Raw genomic sequence first — 26,338 nt, 5'->3', positions numbered from 1 at the left:
CTGTACTCCGATGATGAAATCGTTCGCAACACTTTTGATTTTAATCCTGCTCGCCGGCCCCCGCATGTCCGCCGCGCAGGAAGGCTATTCGGTCGTCATCGACCCGCCGGCACTCACGCTTGCCGTGGGCGACTCCGCCGCCGTCGCGGTTCGCATCGTCGACGCCGCCGGCATGACGCAGGAATCGGCGCAGATCTTCTACTTTTCCCGCGCGCGCCGCGCGCTGGAGGTCGACCGCGCGACAGGCATGCTCAGGGCGATCCTCCCGGGCGAGCATACCGTTATTGCCGGCGGTATGCTGATGCAGAATGGGGAACGGGTACGTATCTCGGGCGAACTCACCGTGACGGTGCCGTACCCGCCCGTTCGCTCGCTCGCGTTTGCCGGCGGGCCGGCGAAGGTGTATACCGACACGCGGACCCCGATCGCCTTCGATGTCGTCGATGCCATGGGGATGCCGCGCGATAATGTCGCGGTGCGCGTCACGTCCTCGAACGACCAGATCGCCTCCATCGACGCCTTCGGCTACCTGGAGGCGCATGCGAAGGGATCGGTCACCCTGCTCGCCGAAGCCGAAGGCGTTCGGGCGCGCCAGGTCGTCGAGGTGCTGCCGAACCCGGTCGCCCGGCTGGACCTGACCGCCTCCGCCACCCAGGTGCGCACCGGCGATGTCGTCGCGTTGAAAGCCGCCGCGCGCGATGCCGCCGGCCGGCCCGTCACCGACGCACCCATCACCTACACGTTCGCCGCGTTGATGGACGACGGCAAGCTCGGCCCCGCCTCCTCCGGGCAAATCGAACAGGACGGACGGTTCGTAGCCGAAAAACCGGGCCTCTACACGATCCTGGCCGCCAGCGGCAACACCGTGGATCAGATCGGCATCCGGGTTACGCCGCGCGAAGCCGCCGGCGAAATCGAACTCGTCGGCAAGGGCATCGTCGGCGATGTCTTCACCTCCGACCTCTGGGTGTGGGAAGGGGTCGACGGACGGGATTACGCGGTCACCGGCACGTGGGGCGCCAACGGCGAAGCCTATTTCTGGGACGTGACGAACGACGAGCCGGTCCTGATCGACACCGTAACGGTCGACGCCCGGACCGTCAACGATGTCAAGGTCTCCGAAGACGGCCGCGTCTGCGTCATCAGCCGGGAAGGCGCGTCGAACCGGCGCAACGGGCTGGTCATCCTCGACTGTTCGAATCCGTACGATGTCCGCATCCTCTCCATGTACGATGAGAACCTCACCGGCGGCGTCCACAACGTGTTCATCTACAAGAACCATGTGTACGCCCTCAGCGCCGGCCAGCGGTACGACATCATCAACATCGAAGACCCCACCAGGCCCCATCGCGTGGGCAGCTTCGAGCTCGATACGCCGGGCCATTCCATCCATGACGTATGGGTGGAGGACGGCATCGCGTATTCGTCCAACTGGTCGGACGGCGTCGTGATGGTCGATGTGGGCAACGGCATCGCCGGCGGCAGCCCCGAGCACCCCGTCATGATCACCTCCTACGCCTACCCCAGCGGCTGGAACCATGCCGCCTTCCCGTATCACGACAAAAAGACGGGCAAACGCTACATCATCGCCGGCGACGAGCACTTCATCCCCTCGACCGCCGGCAACATGCTCGACAATGAGGAGGCCGTCGGCTGGGTGCATTTCATCGACGTGACGGACGTGAACAACCCGAAAGAGGTGGCGCGGTACGAGGTGCCCGAAGCCGGCACGCACAACCTGTGGGTCCAGGGAGACACGCTCTACGTCGCCTACTACCAGGGCGGCCTGCGCGCCGTGGACATTTCGGGCGATCTCATGGGCAATCTGTACGATCAGGGGCGTGAGATCGCGGTGTTCCGGGCCGCCGACGAAGGCGGAAAGATCGCCAACAGCCCGATGGCCTGGGGCCCGCAGGCGTTCAAGGGGAAGATCTTTTTCTCGGACATGAACAGCGGCCTCTGGGTCGTCAGGCTGAAACAGGAAGAAAAGAAGCCGGACTTGTAGGGTCCGGCTATACGAGTCAAGGCTCCAGGAATGGTATGAAACGACTGGCATCGTGGCTGCTCACCGGCGCGCTCTTCGTGTCGCCGGCTGCGGCGCAAACGTATTATGTCTACGCCAACGCCGAGTCGGAGGACGAGGTCGCGCTGATCCGCTTCGACGGCGAGCAGGCCGAGGTGGTAAAAACCATCCCGGTCGGCGCGTGGCCCACGGAAATCGAAGGGCCGCATGGGATTACGGTGGACCCCGACGGGAAGCACTGGTATCTCACGATGGCGCACGGCGTCCCATTCGGGAAGCTGTACAAGTTCGAGACGGGAACGGACCGCGTCGTCGGAGAAGTCGAACTGGGGCTCTACCCGGCCACCATGCAGCTTTCTCCGGCAACCGGACTCCTTTACGTCGTCAACTTCAACCTCCACGGCGATCATGTGCCCAGCACCGTCTCCGTCGTCGAACCCGAAACGATGACCGAGATCGCCCAGGTCGAAACCGGCATCATGCCCCACGGCTCGCGGATCTCTCCGGACGGCATGCACCAGTATTCGGTGGCGATGATGTCGGACGAGCTGTTCGAGATGGATGCGCTCTCGCTCGAAATCTCGCGCCGGCTCAACGTGAATCCCTCCGCCACGATCCTGGAGCACCACGGGACGGCCGGCATGGACCACACCATGAATCACGAAGCGCCCCCGGCGGCACCGCCGGAGATGGCGCACGAGGGCGGCCACAACCCCGATCATCACGGCGGGATGACCGAATACAAGCCGGCAAAACCCACCTGGGCCATGCCCCATCCCTCGAAACCGATCGTCTACGTGGCCAACAACGGCATCGACATGATCGCCGAAGTCGACCTCGATACCTGGTCGATCTCACGGACCTTCAAAACCGAAAAAGCGCCCTATAACATCGACATCACCCCCGACGGGACGAAACTGGTCGTGACCCACAAAGGGGCCGCTTCGGTCGGCATCATCGACACGGCCACCGGCGAGTACCTCGCCGTAGTGCCCAGCACCCGCAAGATCACCCATGGCGTCGCCGTGAGCCCCGACGGGAAGTATGCCTTTGCGACGGCGGAGGGCATCGGCGGCGAACCGGGCGCGGTCGACGTCATCGATCTGACGCGCCTCGAGAAGGTGGCGACGGTCGACATCGGCAAGCAGGCCGGCGGCATTGCATTCTGGAAGATGACACCCTGACAGGCCGGTCTTTTTTTCGACGGAAACGATCGCGATATTACACGACACTCCTCTGTATTCTCCATCGGACCGTCCGCCATGAAACTGATCGCTGCATTCCTTCTCGTCCTCACCGCTACCGTCCTTACCACCGCCATGCTCCCGACGCAAAAAGGTCCTGTCCGACACGTCGTCATCTTCAAGTACAAAGCCGGCGCAACCGACGCGCAGATCGCCGAGATCACCAACGCGTTCCGGGCGCTGAAGGACAAGATCCCCGGCATCACCCAGTTCGAGCACGGCATCAACAACAGCCCCGAAGGCCTGAATCAGGGGTTCACGCACGTCTACCAGCTGACCTTCAAGGACACCGCGGCGCGCGACGCCTACCTGCCGCACCCCGATCATGCCGCGTTCGGCAAGCTGCTGGGCGCCTCCGGTATTTTCGAAGGTGCCTTTGTAGTTGATTACGAAGTCACCGAATAACACGAGATGCGAAAAGGCCCTGCCGTAGCGTGAAAACCGCTGCGGCAGGGCCTTTTTTTATGCAGATCGCTCGGGCGTCAGCCCTGGGTGCTATCGGCCGGCACCTCGATCATCTCGCCGTCGATCTCGATCGAGATCGGCTTCAGGACCGGCTTGAAGATATACTTCCCGGAATTGCCGGCTTTCAAAAACGACTTTTCGGCGTCGAAGTCGATCGTGATCGTCACCAGATCGTCCGTCTCGTCGAGTTCGAACGTCGGCAGGTCCATGAGCTTGATGCCGGTCGTTTCGCCCGAAGGAATCTTCAGTTCCTCCATGGTCGAGTCGGACAGGAGCACGAAGGCGGAATCGCCCACGATGAACCGGATCTGGCGGTAGGCGCCGGCGAGCACCGGCAGGTTGGCCAGCTCCGTCGTGATGCCGTCGCGCAGCTTAAGCAAATCCAGCCGGACGGGCTCGTCCATCAGGATCGTCGTCGTGCCCGTGCTGTCGAGCAGTTCGACGCGGTCGATCGACACATTGGCTTCCAGTACGTCGTCGAGTGGGGCGTCCGTGAGTAGAACGCTCATGCGGACTTCCGGCGAATCGTTCGAGTCGCAACCCGTGAGACCCGCCGCAACGAGAAGGATCGCGGCGAGAACTACCGAGAGGCGCGTTGTATGGGGATACATGATGGTTCTTGGGATGGTGTGGAGTTGTGCGTGGGAGGGGCTGGATAGGCCTCGCAAACACCGCGCCATCCGGGCAGACCTACATCGCGCCCCAGGTCAGCCATTCGATGTCGACCGGCGTGCCGGCCGGGGCTTCCGTCCACACCTCCGGGAGATGGATGATGCAATTCGCCCCCAGCACCGAGGAATACAGGTTGGAGGCCTGCGGGCCGGTGTCGCGCACCGTGAGGCGGCCGTCCGCTTCGTACGTCGCGATGCCGCGCGTAAAAAAATGCAATCCCGGGACCTTGGCCGTGGCCGCCGCGAGGATGGCCGGATGCCGCGGGCGAAGGACGGCGTTACGCCCGAGCATGCGCGCGAGCGCCGGCCGCACGTACTGCTCGAAACACATCGCCGACGAAACGGGGTTGCCGGGGAGACCAAAAACCGGCTTGCCCTCGAGCAGCCCGTAGGCGAGCGGTTTGCCGGGCCGTTGTTTCACCTTCCAGAAGAGCAACTCCATGCCGGCCTCGTCGAGCTGCTGCTTCACCAGGTCGTAGTCGCCCACGGAAACGCCCCCCGAAAACACCAGCACGTCGGCCGCGAGCGCCTCGCGGATCACGGCGCGGATGCTGTCCGGATGGTCGCGCGCGAGCAGCGGCGCCAGCGGCACGCCGCCGGCGGCGACGACCTGCGCCGCGAGAGCGTATCCGCTCGAATTGCGGATCTTGCCTGGCGAAAGCGGCTCCGCGGGATCCAGGAGTTCGTCGCCGGTGGCGATCACCGCCACGCGGGGGGGCCGGCGGACGGCGACCGTGCCGTACCCGAGCGTCGCCAGCATCCCGATCGCCGGCGGCGTGATCAACTCGCCGGCCTCGATCATCCGCTGGCCACGCTTCGCGTCCTGTCCGGCGGGGCGCACGTGCATGCCGGCGGCGGGCGCCCGGAGGATGCGAACGCGCCCGTCGGGCAGCGCCTCGGTCCATTCGACCTGGGCGATGGCGTCGGCGCCGGCGGGCACGGCCGCGCCGGTCATGATCCGCGCGCAGGTGCCGGCGCGGAGCGTGAGCGCCGACACCGAGCCGGCCGGGATCTCGTCGATGACCTCGAGGACCGCCTCGCCTCCGGCGACGTCGTCCGATCGCACCGCGTACCCGTCCATCGCCGAGTTGGCGAACGGGGGAATGTCGTCGTCGCTGCGCACGGCTTCGGCGAGTGTCAGGTACAGGCTATCCTGCAACCCGACCCGGTCGATCGGCTGCGCGGCGACCGTCTCCAGAATCCTCGATCTCGCATTTTCTACCGTCAGAAGGGTTTCCATAAAGTATTTCCGGGACCAGGCGATTATCGAAGTAGTTTACTGACTTATCATGATGTGGCCACGCGACGCCGGCTGGGGATACGGTTCGCTGACGCGCATGCTATTTTATAACCTACGATCCGGTAGGCGGACCGTCTGGACCGCAATGTACCATGAATCGCATAAATCCCCCTGAGGAACGTTCATGATTCGTCTCCAAACCCATTCGGCGGCTTCTTTTCTTAAAGACGGTGCCCTTTCCGCGCTGCGCCCGCGCATCGAGGCGGCGCACCGCACGCTCATCGACAAAAACGGCGCCGGCCACGAGTTTCTGGGCTGGCGGGATCTCCTCCTCAACCCGAACGACGCCCTGATCGAGGACATCGCCGCCAAGGCCGAAGAAATCCGCGAACGCGCGGACGTGCTCGTCACCATCGGCATCGGCGGCTCGTACCTCGGCGCGATGGCCACCATCCAGGCGCTGACGCCGTATTTCAATACGAAAGCGGCCATGGCGTCCGCCGGCGCCTCCGCGGCGGATGACCGCGAGGCAAGCCCGGAAATCCTGTTCGCCGGCCACCATATGAGCGGCGCCTACATCCGGCAGCTGCTCGCCTACCTCGAAGGCAAGTCGGTCTACCTCAATGTGATTTCCAAGAGCGGCACCACGCTCGAGCCGGCGCTGGCGTTCCGCTTCCTGCGCGGCTGGATGGAAGAACGCTTCACCGACGCCGACAGCCGGATCGTGGTCACCACCGACCCCGAGAGCGGCGCGCTCAACCAGCTCCAGCAGCAGCGCGGCTACAAGAAATACGTCATCCCGCCCGATGTGGGGGGCCGGTTCTCGGTGCTCACGCCGGTCGGACTCCTTCCGATCGCCGTCGCCGGCGTGGACATCCGCTCGCTGTTTTACGGCGCGGTCTCGGCCTGCAAAACGTATTCGCAACTGACCGACGACAACATCGCGCTGGAGTATGCCGGCTACCGCTACCTGCTCTCGCAGGAAGGCTATGCCACCGAAGTCCTCGCCACGTTCGAACCGCGGCTCAGCGGCATCGGCGGATGGTGGCAGCAACTCTTCGGCGAAAGCGAAGGCAAGGAGCACAAAGGCCTCTTCCCGGTCTCGCTCCAGTACTCGACGGACCTCCACTCGGTGGGGCAATACGTCCAGGAAGGTCAGCGCAAGCTCATCGAAACCTTCCTGATGGCGGAAGACGATGACGGAGATGTGATCGTCCCGTCGATGGATGGCAACCTCGACAAGCTGAACTACCTGACGGGCAAGTCCTATTCGGAAATCAACCGCAAGGCCTACGAAGGCACGTCCAAGGCCCATACCGACGGCGGCGTTCCGAACATGACGCTCTGGCTCAGCGACATCTCGCCGAACACGATCGGCGAAGCCTACTACTTCTTCGAACACGCGGTGGCCGTCAGCGGCTACCTGCTCGGCGTCAACCCGTTCGACCAGCCGGGCGTCGAGGCGTACAAGAAGGAGATGTTCAGCCTGCTCGGCAAACCGTGAGATGATGGGATGGGGGCGGGGCGGCGGCTTCAGCCGAGGCCGGCCATCACCCCGCCCCCGCACGTCCAGGCCTTCTCAAACCAGCGCGCTCTCGTACCCCGAGTCGCGCACGAACGCGCAGGATGACTCGGTCCGCGCCGACATGCGCTTCAGGAATTCCAGGTTCACCTGTTCCTGGACGCCGAAGATGTTGATGTCGGCCTGGGGCACCTGTTTGAGGAAGGCGTCGAAGGAGCCGACCCCGACGATCGGCACGGTCGACGCCGGCATGCGGCCGAGATCCAGCAACGTCTGCAAATACTGCTCGGCGTTCTTGCGCTCCGACTCGTCGCCCACGACCGTGATCAGGTTGATCTGCCCCTCCCAGTTGCGCGCCAGCTGATAGGCGAGCAGCAGCGAAAGATCCAGGTTCGGCAACCGCAACCCGATCTGCCAGTCCGGACTCTGCTCCCGCATCCACACGTTGATGACCTGCTCGCGTCCCAGCGCCGTGTCCGGATGATCGACATAGAGGATGAGGCCGAGTTGATTCACCGCGGCCTGCTCGACGATAAACTGCATCTTCCCGCGCGTCATCTCGGGGTCGATCGGCAGGAACAGGGTGTTCGGCCTGAAAAACGAACTCGTCGACATCTCCATCGCGGTCTGCAGCGTATACCGAAACCCGCGCGAGTGGAGCAGCGCGACGCGTGTGAAAATGCCGTCGTTGGAAAACGCCTGCCTGTAGCCGTTCAGGCCTTCGAGTTGCTCCCGGGTCTCTTCCGTATAGATCCCCACGATGTGGAGCGATCCGTTGGGCTTCGTGATCGCCGTGAGAAACCGGTAACTATACCGGATCGAGGCGGCCGTCTGCACCGGGACCAGCAGGCTCGGCTTCCAGGCCCGGTCCAGCCCGGAAGGCAGGCTCAACGTGCGCTTCGCCGCCCACTCCGCCACGGTCACGAACATGCCGCTGCGCACGTCGCTCCAGGGCGCCGTCAGATGCCGCTGCGAGAGGTACTGGTAGACCGAAAAAATCACCACCGTCGCCACCAGGCTGAACATCGGGTTGATCAGATACATCGCGCTGACCGATCCCACGAGCCCGATCAAAGGCACCAGCCGGGGTATCTTGAACAGCGGGCGAAAGCTGGTGAGGCTCAGCGATTGCTCGATCAGGACGACCGCGTTGAGCACGGCGTACGTGATCAGGAAGAACATCGTCATGAGCGGGGCGATCCGGTTCAGCCCGTTGCCGGATAAACCGAAAAGGATCGTCGCAATCCCGATGATGCCCGTCAGAAACATGGCCTGTCGCGGTTCACCGCTTTTGGATTCCCGCGCCAGCACCTCGCCGAACGGCACGACATCGTGCGCCGCCATCGCCTGCAGCACCCGCGGAGCGCCGACGAGCGAGTTGAGCGCGGCTGAAAACGTGGCCGCCAGGATGCCGGCCTGGATCGCCCAGCCAAACGCCGCGCGGTCGACCATGATCGTCAGCTTGTCGACCAGCTCCTCCGGCGTCGCTACGATCGATACCCAGTAAGTCAGCGCCAGATAGATGACCATCGATACCACCACCGCCGCCATCGTCCCGGTCGGAATACTCTTTCGCGGATTGGCCAGCGTGCCCGACATGTTGACGCCGGCCAGGATGCCCGTCACCGCAGGGAAAAATACCGCGAACACCTGCCAGAACGACCCCTCCGGGAAAGCTCCCCAGAGCTGAGGCGTTTCGAGCGGCGCGGGACGAAACGTATCGAACGTCCCCATATAGGCCGCGATCAGCGAAAAACCGACGATCAGCATGATCGGATAGCGAAGCCGGGCCGCAAAACCCACGCTGATGTAGGCGACGAGAAAACAGGCCCCGTACGACCCGAACAGGACCAGCACCGCCGGATGCTCCGGGAAAATCGAAAGCCAGCCCTCGGTGAAGGCGAAGATGTAGAACGCGACGGAGATCGACTGCGCGAGATAAAAGGGGAGGTTGACGCTGCCGCCCACTTCCAGCCCCAGCGACTGGGATATGATCGAAAACGAGCCGCCGGCGCCAACCCGGATGTTCGTCGCGACCGTTGATATCGAGAGGCCGGTGCAAAAGGTGATTGTGTTGGCCAGCAGCACGATCAACAACCCACCGAGCAACCCCGCATTGCCAACCACCCAGCCGACGCGGAGGTACATCACCGCCCCGAGAATGGTGAGGAGCGTCGGCATGAAGACGCCTTCGAACGTGCCAAACTTCTTGGAGCCGTTGGACTGGACCTTGTTGAGAAATGGGATGCTCAGCTGCATAGGGAGGAGAAGAACGTGGGTGCCGTGTCGGCGTAATGGCGTTGCACTTCAAACTGCCCTTGGCGCGTTCGGTGTTTCAGATGCGGGGAGATTGGCGGGAAATTCGCAGGGAGCCGTTTCAAAACAGCCTGTGGATTCGTGTACAACCCTGTGGATAAGCCGTGCGCAACCCCATCCGGATATCCACATCCGAGAACGCTGTGCAAAGCGGTGGAAAAAACTTCCGCATCCACACAACCTATCCCGATCAATCCACAACCGGTTCGGATGTGCACAGCCGGGACCGCGATCCGCCCGCGCGGCTGTGGATTACTGTGGATACGTGGACATCGTTGTCCCGCCCCTCGCTGTAGGACAAAAACCGATACGCGATTACGGTCAATACCTGTGGATATTCCGGGGATAAACGCCCTACTTTCCAACATACTCCAGAGCGCAATGTGCATTCCGGAGTAATCCACTTATCCACAGCCCCTACTACTACCCTTACTACTCTTATATATATTTACTTATTAGTTAGAGGAAGAACGAAATGTGGATAGGAAGCTTTTTCCCACCTCCCGGCACATTCGTCCACCATCCGTAAGACCATGCTCAAAAGGATTCTCGTAGCCCTCGACCCCGACGAAGACACACCCATCGCAAGCCGTTACGCGATCGACATCGCCCAGCGTCATGAGGCGGAAGTGACAGGTCTCGCCTGCATCGACCTCGCCGCCATCGGATCGAGCAGTTCGGGCGGGGGGATAGGAAGCATGTATTATGCTGAACGTCTGCGCGAACGCCTCACCAACGAGACGCGTGCGCGAGCCCAGGAACTGATCAAGGAGTTCGAAGCCACCTTTGCGAAGGCCGGCGTGCGCTACGCCGACGAAGTCCAGGAAGGCGTTCCCTTCGAGCGGATTCTGGAAGACATGAAATACCACGACCTGCTCGTGGTAGGCCGCACCCCGCATTTTTTCTACGGCCACCCGAACGAACGCACGGAAACCCTCGTGCGCGTGGTCAAGGGGACGTCCGCGCCGGTTTTTATTGTCGGCGACACGTACAAACCCATCCGCAAGGTGGTCGTGGCCTACGACCGCAGCGTCGCCTCGGCGCGCGCCATGCAACGGTTCGCCCAGTTTTCTCCCTTCGGACTGGACCTTGAAGTCCAGGTCGTCCACGTGTGCAAGGAACGCGAGCACGACGAGTCTGAACTCGTGCTCAACCTCGCGAAAGGCTATCTGAACGCCTACGGCTACACGACCCACTCCATGAGCCTGGTGGGCGATGACCCGAAAAAGGAAATACTGGATTATGCGGTGTCCTACGAGGCGGATCTCGTGGTCGCCGGCGCGCATTCGCAGCACATGCTCCACAAACTGGCTTTCGGCTCCACCACGGAAGCGCTCCTCGAGGAAAGCCCGATCCCGCTCTTCCTGGAGAGCTGATCACCGCCAGTCGAGTTCGGCAACTTGCGTCCCGTCGCTGCGCAGCCAGATCGCGCCGCGGCGGTCGGTGGAGAGGAGATCCACCCCGGCGGCTTCCCACCGCGCCAGCACGTCTTCGTCGGGCAGGCCGTAGCGGTTGACGCGGGCCACGCTCACCACCGCTCTCCCGCCCGAAGCCACGGCCACGCGGTCGACCATCCCCGCCGTGCTGCTCGTTCGGGATCCATGGTGACCGACCTTGATCGCCTCCGCGCGCAAGAGCTGCGGATAACGCGTGACCAGTTCACGCTCCGCGCCGGCCTCGGCATCGCCCATGAACAGGAACCGGGTATCCCCGTACTGGACCCGCAGCACGACGGACCGCTCGTTCGGGTTGGAGGAAAGGGAGGGAGCCGATGACGGCGCCAGCACGAGCGCATGGACGGTCGGATCGATCGCCAGGGTGTCGCCGGCCGTCACCTGCTGCAGACGAACGCCGTTTCGCGCGGCCAGCTGTTGGATGTCCTGCATCGTGGGATGGGCATAGTCCTCCATGTTGAGTACGATGCGCCCGACCGACACGCGCCGCAAAACAGCCGGCAGACCGCCGATGTGATCGCTGTGCGGGTGCGTCAGCAGCACCGTGTCGATCTTTCGGATCCCCGCGTGAAGCAGGAAGGGCAGGATGGTCCGTTCGCCCTGATCGACATAGCCGTCCGCCGGCCCGGCGTCGATCAGCAGGTGCCGCCCGTTGGGAAAGCGGACCAGCGCGGCGTCGCCCTGACCGACATCGAAATACAGGACGGTAAGCGCCGGCGCGCGCGTCGCCTGCTCGAGCATCGAGCCCAACACCGCCGCCAGCGCTACCAGCGCCAGACGCCAGCGCCACCGCGCCGAAAGCCCCGGATGCAGGATGCCCAGGAGGCCGCAGAAGACCACGAGGCCGGCTACCCCGTTCCACGCCACAGGGATGCGCAGAAACGGCAGCCACGCATCGCCCCGATCCGCCACCAGCACCACCGCCTGCACCGCCCGCTCCGTGACCGCGCCGAAGGCCTCCGAAATGCCTGTGTTCAGCCCATAAGTAAGCACCGTCAACAAGCCGCAGATCAGCGCCAGCGACGCCGCGGGGATCGCCGGGATGTTCAACAGCACGCCGGCCACGGGCACTTCCCCCCACTGGCGCACCATGACGGGCGCCGTACCCAGCGTGGCGGCCGCGGAGACGAGCAGCATGCCGGAAAGCCATGCGCTGACCCTATGGTCGCGGACTGAAGCCGGCATCCGGCGCTGCCATGCGTCCCCGAAACCGACGATCGCTCCAACGGCGGCGAACGATAGCTGAAAACCGAGGTCGAACAACGACGCCGGATGGATGATGAGCAACGCGGCGCCCGCCACCCCCAGACCGTTCAGCGGGTAGACGGGGCGCTGGAAAAGGTGGCCGGCGAGCACCGAGCCGGCCATGACCACCGCGCGAACCACCGAAGGCCGGCCTCCCACGAGCAGGCCGTAGCCCACGAGCACCGCGAGGGTGGCGACCGCCCTCGCCGATTCCATCCACCGCCACGACATCCCAAACCGCATAAGCAACGGCCCCAGGTGACTGTAGAGCAACATACCGACCAGCAGCACATGCAACCCCGATACGGCCAGCAGGTGGGATAGACCGGTTCGCGAAAGTTGCGCCATCCGTTCGGGGTCGAGGTCATCCCGGTTGCCCGTCAACAGGGCCCGCACGATCCCTCTCGCCTCCGGCGCCTGTACGCTGTGCGCCAGCGCGCGCTCGATAAACCGGCGGACCGCGTCGAGACGACGGTCGAGGCCGGCCGCCGGCGCCAGTACGTCCAGCCCCGCGCGGGTGTCGACGGTGCCCACCGTATGGATGCCCTGGTGCGCGAGATACGCCCGGTACGAAAACGCGTGGGGATTGCGCTGTCCCTGCGGAATCGAGATCCGGGCCCGGATGCGGATCCGCTGGCCCGCGGACAGCCCCGAGAGCGTATCCCGTATCGTGATCCGAACCGACCCGCTGGCACGGGACGGGCGCGGGAGGGCATCGACGGAATCGATCGCCAGGGTAAACACCGTGCGCGTCGAATCGCGCCTCGGTACGCCGGCCACCCGGCCGTACAATAGGGCGGCCCCGGGCGCCGACGCATGTTGTAGCGCCACCTCGTTCGCAAACACATGCCGATTGAACGACAGGTAGGAGGCGGCGCCGAGAGACGCCGCCGCAATCACCACGAGCGCGGTGGCGGTCAGCGGCGCGGGAGAGACGAGCCGCCGGCCGGCCAGGCGGTACACCAGCGGCACCCCGGCGGCGGCGAAGGCGCCTCCCACGAGGCCCGCGGTACAGCCCGAGGCGGGCAGCCGGGGCGCCAGGGCGATGCCGGCCGCCAGTCCTGCGGCGAGATACAGCGCGGGATAGCGGTGGATGGAGTGCATGGATGGGAGCGCGTTTTCCCATCTAGACACATCGTGCCCTGCCGGCGTACCCTCCGGGCCCCATGGCGCATACGTGTGGTTCATTTATTTTAGAACATGGGGTGAAATCCCCCCGCCTAAAGAGAACCATTCCGGCATTGATGAATTGTAAACACCGGTTTAGTTTACGGCCTCCACCTCCCGGTCGAGTCGTGCTTCGTGGCACGGTGCAGGTAAGCATCCATCACAATTTTTCAGGTTGATGTGACGCGGTATGAGCAGCCGACGTATTGTGAGAGAGCGTGTCATGCAGGCGTTATACGCCTTCAAGCTGGCAGGCGGAGATCCCCAACACTGCATCAATACGGTGCTGAAGCCCGATCTGGCCGAGAACGAAGCGAACCTCAAGTTCGCTACGAATCTTTTCCTCAGGTCGCTGGACTATTTTGACATCGCCGACGAGATCATCGCGAATCACACGCAGAACTGGGAGATCTCGCGCATCGCGCTGATCGATCGGTTGCTCCTGGTCATGGCGATCTGTGAATTCCTCTCGTTCGAGGACATCCCTCCCAAGGTCTCGATCAACGAGGCGATCGAGGTGGCGAAGAAATACAGCACATCGCGCAGCGGAAAGTTTATCAATGGCATACTGGACGCGGTGCTGCTTGACTTGCAAAAGGAAGGAAAACTGAAAAAATCGGGGCGCGGGCTGGTGGGTATGGATACCATCCAGAGCCGCATCGTTTCTTGATTCCCCGCATCGCCGGCATCACCGGAGCGGCTCCATCACCAAAGTAAAAGATCTTCATCGTATAAATGGGCCTCATCGCGATCGGGGATATTCACGGGTGCGCCAAAACCCTCGACGCGCTACTCGAACAACTCAGCCCCAGGGAAGACGACCATCTTGTTTTTATTGGGGACTACATCGATCGGGGTCCGGATACCCGTGGGGTTATCGATCGCCTCCTGGAACTCGATCAAACCCACACGTGCACCTTCCTGCGCGGCAACCACGAGGTGTTTCTCCTCAACCATTTCGATGGCAACCGGCACGACGATGAGGTCTGGTACCTGAACGGCGGCCGCCAGACCATGAAAAGCTACGTGGGCGGCTCCGGACGCGATGAGCTTCCCGAATCGCATCTCACCTTTATTCGAAACACGAAGCTCTATCTCGACACCCCGGACTTTTTCTTCGTCCATGCCGGCCTTCAGCCGCATCTCAGTGTGGCCGAAAACCTGCGGCACCCCTCGGAGAAAACCTTCCTCTGGGATCGATCCCATTTTTCGGCCCGCTTCCTTGCATGGGAGAAGGCCGTGGTCTGCGGCCACACCCCGCATCCCGAGCCCATCAACCACCAGCAACTGATCAGCATCGATACCGGTTGCGTCTACTACATGTACCCGGGGATGGGCCGTCTCTGCGCCGTGCGGCTGCCTCAACGCGAATTCGTGCTGGTAAACTACATCGGTTGATCGCGCGCCGCGCCCGATGGAACATTCGGGACGCCCTGCCATTTCTTGCGCTTGTTTTTCCTGGCGTCTCTCCCTCACTTTCGCAACGTGCACGTACATGGCTCTTCGCTGCGGCATCGTCGGTCTTCCGAATGTCGGTAAATCCACCCTGTTCAACGCGCTGAGCAATGCCGGCGCCGAGTCGGCCAACTACCCGTTCTGCACCATCGAACCCAACGTCGGCGTCGTGGCGGTGCCGGACATGCGGTTGACCCGGCTGGCCGAAGTCGCCGGATCGGCGAAGATCATCCCCGCGGCGATCGAATTCGTGGATATCGCCGGCCTCGTCGCCGGCGCCTCCAAGGGCGAAGGCCTGGGCAATCAGTTCCTGGCGCACATCCGCGAGGTAGACGCCATCGTGCACGTCGTTCGCTGCTTCGACGATGAAAACGTGACGCACGTCGAAGGCAGCGTCGACCCCGCGCGCGACGTGGAGATCATCCATACCGAACTCCTCCTGAAGGATATGGAGGCGATGGAAAAGCGGATCGACCGCACGCGCAAGATGGGGAAGACGGGCGACAAAAAGGCTCTGGCCGAACTCGGCTTCTACGAGCGGCTCATGACCCACCTCGAGACGCCGCTGCCGGCGCGCAGCTTCGAGGTGAAAAAAGAAGAGCAGGAGTGGATGAAATCCCTCTTCCTCCTCACCAACAAGCCCATCCTGTTCGTCGGCAACGTGAAGGAAGACGACCTGCCGGATGGAAACGCGTACGTGGATGCCCTGCGGGGTATCGCGGAGACCGAAAAGGCCGGCGTCATCGTGGTTTGCGCCGAACTCGAGGCGCAGCTCGGCGAGCTGGATCCGGCGGAGCGCGGCGCGTTTCTCAGCGACATGGGGCTGGAGGAAGCCGGCCTGGATCGCCTCGTCCACGCCGCCTACGCACTCCTCGGCCTGATCACCTACTTCACCGCCGGCCCCAAGGAAGCCCGCGCCTGGACGATCCCGGTGGGCACCCGCGCACCGCAAGCCGCCGGCGTCATCCACACCGATTTCGAGCGCGGCTTTATCCGGGCGGAGACCATCAAGTATGCCGACTACGTGTCCCTCGGTTCGGAATCGGCAGCGCGCGAGGCCGGCCTCATGCGGTCGGAAGGCAAGGAGTATGTGGTCGACGACGGCGACGTGATGCTTTTCCGATTCAACGTCTGACCCGCTTCAGAACAGGCGCCCGAACGTGATGCTGATCGACGGGGTGCCGAAGAACCGCGCCGGCGGCGTGGCGTCGTCGATCTCGAGCAGCTGGATGGGGTCGAAGAAGTAGTTGAAGCTGTAGCCGATCCGCATGCCCTGCGAGACGCGCCGGTTCTCTCCGAAGTGCGCCCCGAGCCCGATCATGCCCCCGAATCCAAACCGCACGTTGCCTTTGAGCAACGACCCGAACCCTTCGTATCGGCGCTCCCCTTCGTCGTACGTGCCGTTCTCGTTGTCGTCATCGAAATAGGGATACTCCCACCCCAGCGTCGGGCCCAGGGCGAGCTGCGCGTAGGGCCTGAAATTGTCTTCGATGTACTCCTTCCAGAGGCGCCGCTGGATGCCGAGGCGGACCGGCACGCGGAGGAAGTAGTTGGCTTTGTCCGGGATGAAGTTCTGCCCGACGCCCAGGAAACGGACTTCGCGCTCGCTCTTTTCGGACCCAATGTTCATTTCGAGCGCCAGCGAGGTGCGGGATCCCACGGCCCCGTTGACATAGGCCCCGAGCCCGAAGCCGCTGTTCGTGATGAGCACCTCGAAGCCGGCCCCGGAGCCATACCGGTAGGCCAGAGAGTCGGCGTCGCCGGCGTCCTGGGCGCGGATGTCGCCGACGAGCCAGAACGAGGCGGCGAGGAGGTATGGGGCGAAACGGGTCATGGCGTGGCAGATGCGTCTGCTGAGAACTTGAGGCGGTGAGCTTTGTTCTGTATCCAGCGCCGGCACAGCCGCCGGCGGCTGCCCCATGCAGCCTCGATGCTTCTACCCGCGCCGGCCACCGTACGACGTCTTGGATTACCGCCTGCTCATCGCGCGTCGCTACCTGTTCAGTCCGCGGCGCATCACCCTCATTTCGATCATCACCGGCATTTCCGTGTTCGGTGTCGCGCTGGGCGTGGCGGCGCTCATCATCGTCCTCTCCGTGATGAACGGTTTTTCGGACGTGGTGCGCGGCCTCCTCGTCGGGCTCGACCCGCATGTGCGCATCGTGGCGACGGATTCGGCTGAATCGCTCGTTCCCGACTCGCTGATGGATGTGGCGCTGACCGTGCCGCACGTGGAGTCCGCCGCGGCCTACGTGCAGGGCAAGGCGCTGCTCGTGATCGACGGCATCGGCGAGATGAACCGCGTCGTGATCGTTCGCGGGATGGACACGGAATCGGCCGGCAAGGTCTCCGACGTCGTCGAGAAGACGACCCTGGGTACGTTCGATCTGGAACGCCGCGCGGGCCGCGCCGGCATCGTGCTGGGGAGGAATCTCGGGCAGGCGCTCAACGCCTACCCGCCGGCGAAGGCGGAAGGCTTGCCGTCCAGCGGCGACGAACGCGGCACCAGCGTGTATCTGCTCACCGCCTCCGGCATCGAGCGGATGATGACGCAACTTCTGGGCGCCATGCCGTTCAGCCCGTTCGAGGTGCGCGGACTTTATGAAATGGAACCGGTGTACGATGAAACCCACGTCTTCATCGGCCTCGCCGAGGCGCAGCGCCTGTTCAGGATGAACGGCACCGTCTCGGGCATCGAACTGCGCCTGGACGACCTCGACCGCGCGGCGGAGGTCAAGGAACAGCTGATCGCCCGCCTCGATACGTCGCGCGTCGAGGTGATGACCTGGTACGACCTCAAAAAATCGCTGTACGAGGTGATGGAACTGGAGAAGTGGGGCGCCTCCCTCGTGCTGTTCCTCATCGTCATCGTGGCCGCCTTCAACATCGTGGGCTCGCTGACCATGGTGGTGATCGAAAAACGCCACGACATCGGCGTCCTCAAGGCCATGGGGGTGTCAGCGCGGAACGTGTTGCGCATTTTCCTTCTGGAAGGGGCCCTGATCGGAGCGATCGGCACGGGCGTCGGGCTGGTGTTCGGGCTTGGGCTCGCGCTGGCCCAGCTCTATTTCGATATCGTGCCCATGGCCGAGGCCGAATCGTTCATCCTGGACGCGTATCCCATCGCGATCCGCGGGTTCGATATCGGGCTCATCGTGGTGGTGGCGCTGGGGCTGTGTATCGCCGCCGCCATCTACCCCTCGGTGCGCGCGGCCTCGATCGAGCCGGCGGACGCGGTTCGAATCGGCGATTAATCGCAAAGGTTCAGCAAAGCCGAAACTTTTCCACAGGGTGCATATTTTAAGCCCTTCTGTCCGATATACTCACACAGTGCTCAGAAGGCCAGACCATGGCACGGAAAGACCAGATCACCGGAAAAGGCCCGATGACGGGAAATCACGTTTCGCACGCGAACAACAAGGTTCGCCGGCGTTTTAACGTGAACTTGCAGAAAAAGCGGTTTTACATTCCCGAGGAAAAGCGTTGGATAACGCTCCGGGTCTCGGCTCAGACGATCAAGACGATCAACAAGAATGGCATTGCCGCGGTGCTGAAGGAAGCGCGCGCGCAAGGCGTCCGCGTTTGATCGCCGGTACGTCCACGCCTAACTTTACCTGTTAGCTCTGCTATACTGAAATGGCAAAAGGAAAAGAAAACCGGATCAAGGTGATCTTGGAGTGCACCGAAGCGCCCGGCACCTCTCGCTACTCCACCATCAAGAACCGTCGCAATACGCCCGGTCGCATGGAGTTGAAGAAGTACAATCCGACGCTTCGCAAGTACACCATCCACAAGGAAATCAAATAAGCGGGCCGGCGTTTGCCGGACCTTGCTTCAGTACCGATTAACCTGCGCATCCGGCAAAGCGTCTCGCTTCTGCCGGCTCTTGCGTTCTAGCAGCTTCACGAGGTGACGCTATGGCTAAGAAAGTCAGTAAGAACCAGAGAACGGACCGCGGCAAGAACAAGAACGTGATCAAGATGGCCAAGATCGTTTCTGCCGACAAGAAGGATAATGGCCAGTACCGCTTTGTTCAGAAGATGATCAACCTGGATGATCTTCAGAACGAACTCAGCGCGGCGAAGGCAAACATCTAACGTTCGTCCGGTTCGCCGTTCGGGGCGTGGCGCAGCCCGGTAGCGCATCTGCTTTGGGAGCAGAGGGTCGCAGGTTCGAATCCTGCCGCCCCGACATTGCTTTGTTTCGTTTGAACCCTTGCGCCCGTAGCTCAACTGGATAGAGCAGCGGACTTCTAATCCGCAGGTTGCAGGTTCGAGCCCTGCCGGGCGTGCCAGGTTGGTCCCGGCAGGCTCCAACGCACATAATCGAGCTCAAGGTAACCTACGGTGACGTGGCCGAGGGGCTAGGCAAAGGTCTGCAAAACCTTCTACGGCGGTTCGAATCCGCCCGTCACCTCCCGAAGGGGCATCCATACGATGCCCCTTTTTTTGTGCGCTGCCCGCGCTGTTGCAGGGTACGCCGGCCGGCGTGAACGTGTCTAGTAAGGATGAATCCCTTCTCTCGTTCAACCGGACCGGTTCATGCGCGTCGTCCTTCCCTCCTACCTCAGTGCCCGCACCATCTACAGCGTGGTCGGGCAGGTCCTTTCCGATCGCCTCGAGATCCGGTCGGATCGTTTCAGCTTTGATTTTTCAGCGCTGGTGGCGGTGGAGCCCGCCGGCATCGCGGCCCTCGCCGGGCTTATCGACCGGTTGCGTCTGGAAGGCGCCCTCTGCGCGCTGCTCGCCGGCACCTCGTCGCCCCAGGAGCCCGCGACGCAGACCCTGCACCGGGCCGGCTTTTTCCCGCAGGTGCTCCATCACCCGATCCCGTTTTCGCCGTCCTCCCCGACGTGCTGGATGCCGCTGCTGCCCATTCCCCTGAATCGCTGGCGGGAGCGCATCGAACAGGCGGTGCTGCCGTGGCTCGCCGGTGAGCTCGAACAGAGCCGGTTCGTCGCCGTCTGGAAGCTGTCTGCCCTGAGCGATATCGTACCGGCCTGGGACGACGCCGCGCCCGCCATCGCGTCGGCGCGCATCGATAGCGATCGAGGGCGGGTAGCCCTTTCGTTTGCCGGCGCGTTGTGCCCGGCGGTGTTCGCGCCGGAAGCCGCCTCGGGGACGTTCGAGCGGCTCCTGGCGGGGCTGCCACACGAAGTTGAGGGATGGGCGGCCCTCCATACGGGGTGGACATCCTTTACAGCGATTCCTCAAGGCCATCGCCGCGCCGCGCACGCGTACCCCGCGCCCGTGCCCTATCCCGGATGGCTGCTCGACCTCGTGTTCAGCGTCGATTCGCTCTCCCTCCACCCCCTGCTCAACGAACCGCGCGCCATGCCGGCCGGCAGACCGGCGCTCGCGAGCACCTCCTCCTCGCCCGCATGAACAAGGACTTGCCGGCCTGATCCCGTGACGAATGTGATTTTATCAGAAAGAGCCGTACCGACGGGCCGAAACGGGTTGCTTTACTGCGCGTACCCTGATAACGTTACGCTTATCTAGGGCTGCATGCGCGCGCGCAGCGCCCGACGCCATGGACCTGACCGATTTACAATGACAGCCTGGGGATTTGTCGGCATAACCCTCATCGTGCTCGCGTTTTTCGCGACGCTCTATCTGGTCGTCGAGTTTATCGGCCGGGCGGCGGAACGCCGCTATCGGACTGCCGCGCAGGAAGCGCTCGATCGGTACTGGAAGCAGCACAAGGACGAACTGCGGCACGATATCCCCTGCCCGAATTGCCATCTGCATTTCGACGCCCCGGATCAGACCTACTTCGAGTGCCCGCATTGCGCCTTCCTGCTCACGACGGAGTGGGTGAAGAACTACCACCACCGGAAGATGAAAGAGGAGTGGGAAAACAGCTTTTCCGGACGGTTTTACCGCATCGCCCCTGAATCCCAGCAAAAACGCTGATCGCGCCGGCCTCCGCGGCCCCGGCGTCTACCATGATATGGACAGGTCGAACGCCGGCTGCAGCCCCAGGTCGTACACGTCTACGTTGACAAAAGAAAACCCCTGCGCAGGCCGCTCCTGGCTGTAAACCTGGATCGGATCCCGGTACCAGATATTCTTGCGGTTGTAGGCATTGTAGACGGAGATCCCCGCTTCGATGCGCGCGGTGCGGACGGGCGTCGAAAAGCGGATGCCGGCGTCGAGCCGGTGATAGTCGGGCAGATAGGCCCGCTCGGCCGCATCGTCATAGGCCAGGATGTTCGGCGTTCCGGTCGCATAATACCAGGTGGCGAAGACCGTGGTCGACGCCACGACCGGGATGGCGAGATGCGTGGAGAACTGATGGCGCCGGTCCCATTCGGCCGGAAAGCGTTCGCCCCGATTTACCCGTCCGTTCTGGATCTCGACACGGGAGAGCGTATAGCTGTTTGTCCAGCTGACCGGGCCGATCCGCTGGCGGTACATGGTTTCGATGCCGCGGGCGAAGGCGCGGTTGTCGGAGAACCAGGGCACAAACCGGTTGTCGTTGGCGGTCGTCACACCCGCCGGCGCGTTGATTTCATGCCGGCGCAGGTTGGCGTGGTCCCGGGTATAGGCTTCAACCTGGAAGGCGGCGCTCCGACCGGGCTTGATGTACATGCCGGCGGTAAGGTTGTTTACCTCGCTCGGTTTCGATGCCCCGGTGGTCATGATCCACACGCTGGCGCTGTTGGTGTTCTGCAGGTACAGATGATGCAGGAACTGGTAGTTCTTGCTGAACCCGAGCTTGAAGGATACGGCTTTGCCGGGCAGCAGCGTCACCTGGGCCCTCGGCGATAGCTTGAACGCATGGCCCTGGGTAAAATAGTGGGAACGGAGGCCGATGCTCGCGTCGAAAAACTCGAAGTCCGTCGTCTCATACTGGGCGAACGCGTCGGCCTGCATGGCGAAATAGTCTTCCCGGAATTCGGGCCGGCTGGCCGAGTTTTCGTGGTAGAAAAGCGCGTAGTAGTTGGCGGCCGTGCCGAGGCTCCACCGGCCCGGGTATCGCGGCGTGATCGTCAGGTTTTCGGCCCACTGCACGTCGAACAACTCGTTTTCGTAGTTGAACGGGAAGATGAAATTGCGGGGCTGCCCGGTCTGGCCGTTGATGCGGGTGAAGACAAAATCGTCTTTAGAGAAGACGCTCCGGTAGTGGCTGCCGGCCGCGCGCGATTGCAGATAGGCGCGGCGGCCGACCGGGCGGTGAAACTGGATGCTGACCGCCTCATTCCCCCACGTATTTCGGGTCTCGACCGGGCGCGTCTGCGTCTGGAGGACGTTGGTCTCGGGGTCGCGCTCCGAGAAGATGCGATCCGCCTTGAGCAACGTATTGTTGCCGCCGAAGTAGAGCGTGGCCATACGCCGGCGGCCGTTCGCCCCTTCGTTGTACAGTTTGGCGTGGACATCGTAAAAGCGCGCCGCCGCCGGCCCGGGGGTTACCAGCCGGTTCTCCACGCCGGCGTACGCTTCCGGCAGCGCGCTCTTCGAGCGGTTGACGTCCAGCCCGATCAGGACGAGATCGTTGTTGTTGAGCCAGTCGACGGTGTCGATGTACGAGTGGCGCCCCGAAACCAGCCAGCTGGACGAGCCCGCGCCGATGGGGCCCTCGAGCGTACCGCGCACGGCGGTGCTGCTCGCTCCGAGCGATCCGCGCATGCGGTTCAGAGACCCGCTGCGGGTTATGAAGGACATCGTTCCCCCGGGTGGCGCGAAGTAGCTTGCCGGCGCGATGTCGTAGTAGAAGCCTACCGTCTGTAGCGCGTCGGTATTGAAGACGTCGAAAAAGCCGAAGAAGTGATTCTGATTGTAGATGGAGGCGCCGTCCAGCAACACCTGGAATCCATCCGCCTTGCTGCCGCGCACGTTGATGCCTTCGGTCATGGCCGGCGAAACGGCCACCATAGGAAGGGGCTGCAGACCCCGCAAGACGCTGCTTTCACTGAGGGGGGAGAACTGGTCCGATATCAGATAGAGCCAGGTGGTGTCCAGGTCGGTCTCCAGGATCGAACTGCTCACCAGCACTTCCTGGCCCCGGATGGGCTCCGGGCGCAGGCGCACCGATATCTCCTCCGGATAGGCGTCGGCAACCAGACGCAGCGTGGCGGGCTCGTAACCGATATACGAAATCCGCAGATCGACGACCGGCATCGCGGCAAATCCCTGATCCACCCGAATCGTGAACACGCCGGCCTCGTTGGTGGTGACGCCGCGCACGCGGCCGTCTTGCAGCCAGGTGATGCTCGCGTACGGGAGGCGGCCCCCGCTCTGGGCATCGATCACCTGGCCGCTGAGGAGCGAAGGACGGGCCGGCGCCGCGGCCGTGGTCTCGAACAGCAGAATCTGACGATGGATCGGATCGTAGCGGAGCCCGACCTCGTAGCGGCTCAACGCGGATTCCAGGGCGGCGACCAGGTGTTCGGCGTCGGCGCGGAGCGTGATCCGCTTGTCGACGATGAGCGCGTCGCGGTAGAGAAAACGAAAATCGCCCCGGTTCTGGATGTCGGCGATGACGTCCTTGAGCGGGGCGTTCGTGTAGGTGTAGGTCTGGGCTTCAGCAGGCCGGATGCCGGCCGGCGAAGCGAGTAGCGTCAGGAAGAGCGCGACCCGAACGAGACGGGATCGCTCAGCGGCGCGTTTCGAACCGGTACGTCCTGGAGCCGGTCTGGACACCGGCGCTGTTCGTCGCGATGCCGAGCTGGTCCAGCGCGCTGCGAGGCGAATCCAGAATGATCGTCCCGGATATCGTTTCTGCGAGCCTGTCCTGTGGGAATTCAATGACGATACCGAAGTGAAATGCGAGTTCATCCACGACGCGCGAAATCGGCTGCTGTACGAAACGCAATTCGTCGTCAATCCAGTCGAGCGCTTCTTCTTCCGAGCCGCTTGCGGTAGCGATTTCAGCACCTTGCCTATTGACGCGTCCAAGTTCACCCGGTTTCAGCACGACGGCGCTGCTCGAGGAGGCGTGGCGTAGCGACACGCTGCCGGTCTTGAGGAATACTTCGACGTCGTCGCCCCAATTTCTGACGACAAACTGCGTGCCCAGAACCGAAACGAGCGCGTTGCCGGAGGCGACGTTGAACGTGCGGGATTCGTCGCGCACGACATCGAAATACGCTTCGCCGTCGAGCTGATAGCGCTGTTCCGATTCCAGCGCGGCGAGGAGGAACAGTTTCGAATGGGGCCGCAGGGTGATGATCGATCCTTCGGTCGTCGTATAGACCACGGGGTCGGATACGGCTTCGGCCAGGAGTTCGGGGGCGTTGGAGCGGGTCAGGATCAGCCACCCCAGCGCCACCACCGCAAGGAAGCTGGCCAGGATGGATACGCGTGTGAAGGTGCTGCGCAGGCGCTGGCGCGGGACGGGAGGGCGCGCTGTCGCGCTCGGGGTAGCGGTAACCTGTTCGACGATCGCCTGCCACATCCGCGCGGAGATCTCGGGGGTCGGGAGGGCGTCTGCCTGGACCGCTCGATGCGCCTCCTTGTGGGCATCGAGCACCTCGAAAAGCGAATCGAGGGCGCCGTCGGTCGCGCCTTCCTCAAGGCGTTTTCCGAGCTGACGTGCAGCCTGCAGATCGCGGTCGTTTTCGGGTAGTGGCAGATCACTCATCGTACTACTGGCCAGGTCATGCGCTTCGATCAGGGCATCAGCCACCGCCCGGCACGCCGGCCGGACGGTGGTTGTGCGTGCAGTCTATCAGCCGTCGTTGCGGCCGCCATCGTTCGAACCGCCGTTTTCGCCCTCGTTCTCACGGTCGTTGTCGTCGCCGCGGTTATCGTGGCGCTCGCGTTCGCCGTCGCGGAGATTGACGCGGTAGATCCGGTTGAGACCCAGGAAGCGGAGCAGCGCATGGCCGTCGCCTTCGAGATCGATGGTACCTTCGGTCTCCTTGAGGGTGGTCTCGCCGTTGATGGTTTCCGTTAACGTCATCGTATACTGAATGGTGCCCGTGACCTTGGTCTCGAGCTCATCATCGGAACCCGTGCTGTCGGTAGCGGCCTGCGAGATGGTGACGTCCACCGTCTCCATGGAGAGGGTATAGGAGCCTTCGATGCTGAGGGAGTCTCCCTGGGTCTTGGTGAAGGTCCCTTCCTTGGTCTGCGTGCCGGAAAGGGTGGCGACGTCGGCCGTGCCGTTGAGTCCGGCCAGGTTCCACTGCGCGACCTGCTCCATGCCGGCCGTGCGCGTGTCGCCGTTGCCGAAGGTGTAGGCCGCGGTGCCGCTGCGGGTGCCTTCGAACGCGATTTCCGCGATGGAGCGGCGCGCCGCGATGGGTTCAGCGACAAAAGCGCCGGCGGAGTCCATGAAGACGTACTGGAGATTCACATCCACCGACTTGGAGCAGTTTTCCGCCTCGTGCTGGCGGCTGTAGGCGATCGTGAAGGTACCGGTCGCCGGATCGTAGCTGCGCGAATAGTCGCGGTTGACGCCGCGGCAGGGACGAAGCGACGGGTTATTCCAGAAATTCCGGCCCGAGTAGGCGATGCGCTGGTTTTCAACGTTCGCCGTCATGTCGTTCAGGTCGGCCATGAGGCCTTCGCTCTGGTCGGCGAGCGATTCGGCCATCAGTTCGGAAGCGAGTTCGAGGTCCTCGGCGGTCATGGCCACCACTTCCGGTTCGTTGTTGTTGAGCACGTCGCAGCCAGACAGGGCGAAGACGATCAGCGCTGAAAGGAGGTACGCGCCTTTTATGTTCGTGCGTTTCATGACAGGTTGTTTGATTATGGGTAAGTCAGGAGATGAGCGGTGGGGCACGTCGTTCAACAGCAGTACACCGAAGGAAATGGGCACCCCCAAGAGCATATGCGCGGGGTGCAACGAGGAGGGGACGAAAGGCTAGGGTCCGCTATGCACGCGGTGGTAGCCCTACCGGTACTGGGCCATGGCCACGCGGATGCTTTTGAGGGCGTAGGCCATCTGGTTTTCCACCGTCTTGATGCTGATCCCGAGCATCTCGGCGGTTTCCCTGTAGGTGAGGTCTTCGAGAAAGCAGAGTTCGAACACGGCGCGCCGGCGCTCCGGGAGGGCCGCGATCGCCTGACCCAGTGTCTCCCGCATGGATTGGAAGTCGTGATCGGTATCCGGAATCTCCGGTGTCGCGTGCGTCTCCAGCGTCGCCTGGCGGTCGAATTTCGCCGTATCGCGGAAGTGGTTGAGCGCCCGTGTGTAGCCGATCCGGAAGAGAAATGCGCGGATCGATTTGTTTTCGTCGATCTGGTCCCGCTTTTCCCAGATCATGACAAAGGCGTTCTGCACGATGTCGGCGGCGGTTTCTTCGTCCATGCCGCGCCGGCGCAGGTAGCCAAACAGCACGCCGTGATACCGGTCGAAGAAATGCTTGAAGGCGCCGTGATCGCCTCGCTTGATGCGCCGCGCAAGCTCGATGTCTTCCAGCGTCTGCGTGACGTGGACCGCGAGGAAAACGAGCAAAGTGACAACAGACAGGGTAGGCAACACGGTAACGGGTCGGTCAGTAGGTCTGCGGGGCAGGTGGTGCCTGGCGGGCGTTGCAACCTCCATGCCGCAACCCGCGCGCCGGCGTCTTCCAACGCGGGCACTC

General features: G+C 63.0%; 23 protein-coding genes and 3 tRNA genes. 17 read left to right on the top strand and 9 right to left on the bottom strand.

Annotation, left to right across the window (positions count from 1 at the left end; genetic code table 11):
- Positions 1-10: 10 nt before the first annotated feature.
- The 3 genes from R2834_09690 to R2834_09680 all read left to right on the top strand — a co-directional run bounded on the left by R2834_09690 (position 11) and on the right by R2834_09680 (position 3,672).
- Positions 11-2,005, top strand: coding sequence for a hypothetical protein (locus R2834_09690; GenBank protein MEZ4700587.1), 1,995 nt, complete (start codon positions 11-13; stop codon positions 2,003-2,005).
- A gap of 35 nt (positions 2,006-2,040) precedes the next feature.
- On the top strand, positions 2,041-3,207 hold the full coding sequence (locus tag R2834_09685; protein ID MEZ4700586.1) for a cytochrome D1 domain-containing protein: 1,167 nt from the start codon (positions 2,041-2,043) through the stop codon (positions 3,205-3,207).
- Positions 3,208-3,285: 78 nt separating this feature from the next.
- On the top strand, positions 3,286-3,672 hold the full coding sequence (locus tag R2834_09680; GenBank protein ID MEZ4700585.1) for a Dabb family protein: 387 nt from the start codon (positions 3,286-3,288) through the stop codon (positions 3,670-3,672).
- A 77-nt stretch (positions 3,673-3,749) separates the two neighbouring features.
- Here R2834_09680 and R2834_09675 read toward each other — a convergent pair whose 3' ends face one another.
- Positions 3,750-4,343, bottom strand: a complete 594-nt coding sequence (locus R2834_09675; protein MEZ4700584.1) for a DUF4382 domain-containing protein — start codon at positions 4,341-4,343, stop codon at positions 3,750-3,752.
- A gap of 79 nt (positions 4,344-4,422) precedes the next feature.
- Positions 4,423-5,643, bottom strand: a complete 1,221-nt coding sequence (locus R2834_09670; protein ID MEZ4700583.1) for a molybdopterin molybdotransferase MoeA — start codon at positions 5,641-5,643, stop codon at positions 4,423-4,425.
- A gap of 184 nt (positions 5,644-5,827) precedes the next feature.
- Here R2834_09670 and R2834_09665 point away from each other — a divergent pair, with 184 nt between their 5' ends.
- Complete coding sequence (locus R2834_09665) at positions 5,828-7,147, top strand: glucose-6-phosphate isomerase (protein ID MEZ4700582.1); 1,320 nt, start codon at positions 5,828-5,830, stop codon at positions 7,145-7,147.
- Positions 7,148-7,222: 75 nt separating this feature from the next.
- Here R2834_09665 and R2834_09660 read toward each other — a convergent pair whose 3' ends face one another.
- A complete protein-coding gene (locus R2834_09660; GenBank protein ID MEZ4700581.1) occupies positions 7,223-9,424 on the bottom strand; it encodes an amino acid permease in 2,202 nt (733 codons plus the stop codon).
- 590 nt (positions 9,425-10,014) lie between these two features.
- Here R2834_09660 and R2834_09655 point away from each other — a divergent pair.
- The gene (locus tag R2834_09655; protein ID MEZ4700580.1) at positions 10,015-10,857 is read left to right on the top strand and encodes a universal stress protein; all 843 of its coding nucleotides are present in this window, start codon (positions 10,015-10,017) and stop codon (positions 10,855-10,857) included.
- On the opposite strand, the gene R2834_09650 is transcribed toward R2834_09655, so the two are convergent.
- On the bottom strand, positions 10,858-13,284 hold the full coding sequence (locus tag R2834_09650; GenBank protein MEZ4700579.1) for a DNA internalization-related competence protein ComEC/Rec2: 2,427 nt from the start codon (positions 13,282-13,284) through the stop codon (positions 10,858-10,860). It abuts the gene before it with no gap.
- Positions 13,285-13,537: 253 nt separating this feature from the next.
- Here R2834_09650 and nusB point away from each other — a divergent pair, with 253 nt between their 5' ends.
- The 3 genes from nusB (at position 13,538) to ychF (ending at position 15,937) form a co-directional block, all read left to right on the top strand.
- Positions 13,538-14,017 carry a transcription antitermination factor NusB gene (gene nusB, locus R2834_09645; GenBank protein MEZ4700578.1) on the top strand — a complete coding sequence of 160 codons (480 nt, stop codon included), beginning with the start codon at positions 13,538-13,540 and terminating at the stop codon, positions 14,015-14,017.
- A gap of 65 nt (positions 14,018-14,082) precedes the next feature.
- A complete protein-coding gene (locus R2834_09640; protein MEZ4700577.1) occupies positions 14,083-14,745 on the top strand; it encodes a metallophosphoesterase family protein in 663 nt (220 codons plus the stop codon).
- A gap of 97 nt (positions 14,746-14,842) precedes the next feature.
- Positions 14,843-15,937 (top strand): redox-regulated ATPase YchF, encoded by a 1,095-nt coding sequence (gene ychF / locus R2834_09635; protein MEZ4700576.1) that lies wholly within the window; start codon positions 14,843-14,845, stop codon positions 15,935-15,937.
- A gap of 6 nt (positions 15,938-15,943) precedes the next feature.
- On the opposite strand, the gene R2834_09630 is transcribed toward ychF, so the two are convergent.
- Complete coding sequence (locus tag R2834_09630) at positions 15,944-16,636, bottom strand: hypothetical protein (GenBank protein MEZ4700575.1); 693 nt, start codon at positions 16,634-16,636, stop codon at positions 15,944-15,946.
- 130 nt (positions 16,637-16,766) lie between these two features.
- On the opposite strand from R2834_09630, the gene R2834_09625 reads away from it, so the two are divergent.
- From R2834_09625 to R2834_09585, 9 genes are all read left to right on the top strand, one after another.
- The gene (locus R2834_09625; protein ID MEZ4700574.1) at positions 16,767-18,056 is read left to right on the top strand and encodes an FtsX-like permease family protein; all 1,290 of its coding nucleotides are present in this window, start codon (positions 16,767-16,769) and stop codon (positions 18,054-18,056) included.
- A gap of 95 nt (positions 18,057-18,151) precedes the next feature.
- A complete protein-coding gene (rpmB, locus tag R2834_09620; GenBank protein ID MEZ4700573.1) occupies positions 18,152-18,388 on the top strand; it encodes a 50S ribosomal protein L28 in 237 nt (78 codons plus the stop codon).
- Positions 18,389-18,438: 50 nt separating this feature from the next.
- Positions 18,439-18,609, top strand: a complete 171-nt coding sequence (gene rpmG, locus R2834_09615; protein MEZ4700572.1) for a 50S ribosomal protein L33 — start codon at positions 18,439-18,441, stop codon at positions 18,607-18,609.
- Between the two features lie 110 nt (positions 18,610-18,719).
- Positions 18,720-18,899, top strand: coding sequence for a hypothetical protein (locus tag R2834_09610; protein ID MEZ4700571.1), 180 nt, complete (start codon positions 18,720-18,722; stop codon positions 18,897-18,899).
- A 20-nt stretch (positions 18,900-18,919) separates the two neighbouring features.
- Positions 18,920-18,993: transfer RNA gene (locus R2834_09605), tRNA-Pro, on the top strand.
- Between the two features lie 26 nt (positions 18,994-19,019).
- A tRNA-Arg gene (locus R2834_09600) sits at positions 19,020-19,096 on the top strand.
- Between the two features lie 51 nt (positions 19,097-19,147).
- Positions 19,148-19,218: transfer RNA gene (locus R2834_09595), tRNA-Cys, on the top strand.
- 125 nt (positions 19,219-19,343) lie between these two features.
- Positions 19,344-20,186, top strand: a complete 843-nt coding sequence (locus tag R2834_09590; GenBank protein ID MEZ4700570.1) for a hypothetical protein — start codon at positions 19,344-19,346, stop codon at positions 20,184-20,186.
- Between the two features lie 168 nt (positions 20,187-20,354).
- Positions 20,355-20,717: a hypothetical protein gene (locus R2834_09585; protein ID MEZ4700569.1), complete on the top strand. Its 363-nt coding sequence runs from the start codon at positions 20,355-20,357 to the stop codon at positions 20,715-20,717.
- Between the two features lie 27 nt (positions 20,718-20,744).
- On the opposite strand, the gene R2834_09580 is transcribed toward R2834_09585, so the two are convergent.
- From R2834_09580 to R2834_09565, 4 genes are all read right to left on the bottom strand, one after another.
- The gene (locus R2834_09580; GenBank protein MEZ4700568.1) at positions 20,745-23,447 is read right to left on the bottom strand and encodes a TonB-dependent receptor; all 2,703 of its coding nucleotides are present in this window, start codon (positions 23,445-23,447) and stop codon (positions 20,745-20,747) included.
- Positions 23,401-24,387 carry a FecR domain-containing protein gene (locus tag R2834_09575; GenBank protein ID MEZ4700567.1) on the bottom strand — a complete coding sequence of 329 codons (987 nt, stop codon included), beginning with the start codon at positions 24,385-24,387 and terminating at the stop codon, positions 23,401-23,403. Before R2834_09575 ends, R2834_09580 begins: the two co-directional genes overlap by 47 nt.
- An 87-nt stretch (positions 24,388-24,474) precedes the next feature.
- Positions 24,475-25,485, bottom strand: a complete 1,011-nt coding sequence (locus R2834_09570) for a hypothetical protein (protein ID MEZ4700566.1) — start codon at positions 25,483-25,485, stop codon at positions 24,475-24,477.
- Positions 25,486-25,644: 159 nt separating this feature from the next.
- Positions 25,645-26,208 (bottom strand): RNA polymerase sigma-70 factor, encoded by a 564-nt coding sequence (locus tag R2834_09565; GenBank protein MEZ4700565.1) that lies wholly within the window; start codon positions 26,206-26,208, stop codon positions 25,645-25,647.
- Positions 26,209-26,338: the final 130 nt, after the last annotated feature.

It is taken from the genome of Rhodothermales bacterium (assembly GCA_041391505.1).
Taxonomy (GTDB): Bacteria; Bacteroidota; Rhodothermia; order Rhodothermales; family JAHQVL01; genus JAWKNW01.
Note: the sequence above shows the minus strand (reverse complement) of the source record. Positions and strands in the feature narration are given on the sequence as shown.

Bases quoted from the DNA above. Each gene is read 5' to 3' on its own strand.
- R2834_09690 (MEZ4700587.1), top strand. From the start codon at position 11: ATGATGAAATCGTTCGCAACACTTTTGATTTTAATCCTGCTCGCCGGC.
- R2834_09685 (MEZ4700586.1), top strand. From the start codon at position 2,041: ATGAAACGACTGGCATCGTGGCTGCTCACCGGCGCGCTCTTCGTGTCG.
- R2834_09680 (MEZ4700585.1), top strand. From the start codon at position 3,286: ATGAAACTGATCGCTGCATTCCTTCTCGTCCTCACCGCTACCGTCCTT.
- R2834_09675 (MEZ4700584.1), bottom strand. From the start codon at position 4,343: ATGTATCCCCATACAACGCGCCTCTCGGTAGTTCTCGCCGCGATCCTT.
- R2834_09670 (MEZ4700583.1), bottom strand. From the start codon at position 5,643: ATGGAAACCCTTCTGACGGTAGAAAATGCGAGATCGAGGATTCTGGAG.
- R2834_09665 (MEZ4700582.1), top strand. From the start codon at position 5,828: ATGATTCGTCTCCAAACCCATTCGGCGGCTTCTTTTCTTAAAGACGGT.
- R2834_09660 (MEZ4700581.1), bottom strand. From the start codon at position 9,424: ATGCAGCTGAGCATCCCATTTCTCAACAAGGTCCAGTCCAACGGCTCC.
- R2834_09655 (MEZ4700580.1), top strand. From the start codon at position 10,015: ATGCTCAAAAGGATTCTCGTAGCCCTCGACCCCGACGAAGACACACCC.
- R2834_09650 (MEZ4700579.1), bottom strand. From the start codon at position 13,284: ATGCACTCCATCCACCGCTATCCCGCGCTGTATCTCGCCGCAGGACTG.
- nusB (MEZ4700578.1), top strand. From the start codon at position 13,538: ATGAGCAGCCGACGTATTGTGAGAGAGCGTGTCATGCAGGCGTTATAC.
- R2834_09640 (MEZ4700577.1), top strand. From the start codon at position 14,083: ATGGGCCTCATCGCGATCGGGGATATTCACGGGTGCGCCAAAACCCTC.
- ychF (MEZ4700576.1), top strand. From the start codon at position 14,843: ATGGCTCTTCGCTGCGGCATCGTCGGTCTTCCGAATGTCGGTAAATCC.
- R2834_09630 (MEZ4700575.1), bottom strand. From the start codon at position 16,636: ATGACCCGTTTCGCCCCATACCTCCTCGCCGCCTCGTTCTGGCTCGTC.
- rpmB (MEZ4700573.1), top strand. From the start codon at position 18,152: ATGGCACGGAAAGACCAGATCACCGGAAAAGGCCCGATGACGGGAAAT.
- rpmG (MEZ4700572.1), top strand. From the start codon at position 18,439: ATGGCAAAAGGAAAAGAAAACCGGATCAAGGTGATCTTGGAGTGCACC.
- R2834_09610 (MEZ4700571.1), top strand. From the start codon at position 18,720: ATGGCTAAGAAAGTCAGTAAGAACCAGAGAACGGACCGCGGCAAGAAC.
- R2834_09590 (MEZ4700570.1), top strand. From the start codon at position 19,344: ATGCGCGTCGTCCTTCCCTCCTACCTCAGTGCCCGCACCATCTACAGC.
- R2834_09585 (MEZ4700569.1), top strand. From the start codon at position 20,355: ATGACAGCCTGGGGATTTGTCGGCATAACCCTCATCGTGCTCGCGTTT.
- R2834_09575 (MEZ4700567.1), bottom strand. From the start codon at position 24,387: ATGAGTGATCTGCCACTACCCGAAAACGACCGCGATCTGCAGGCTGCA.
- R2834_09570 (MEZ4700566.1), bottom strand. From the start codon at position 25,485: ATGAAACGCACGAACATAAAAGGCGCGTACCTCCTTTCAGCGCTGATC.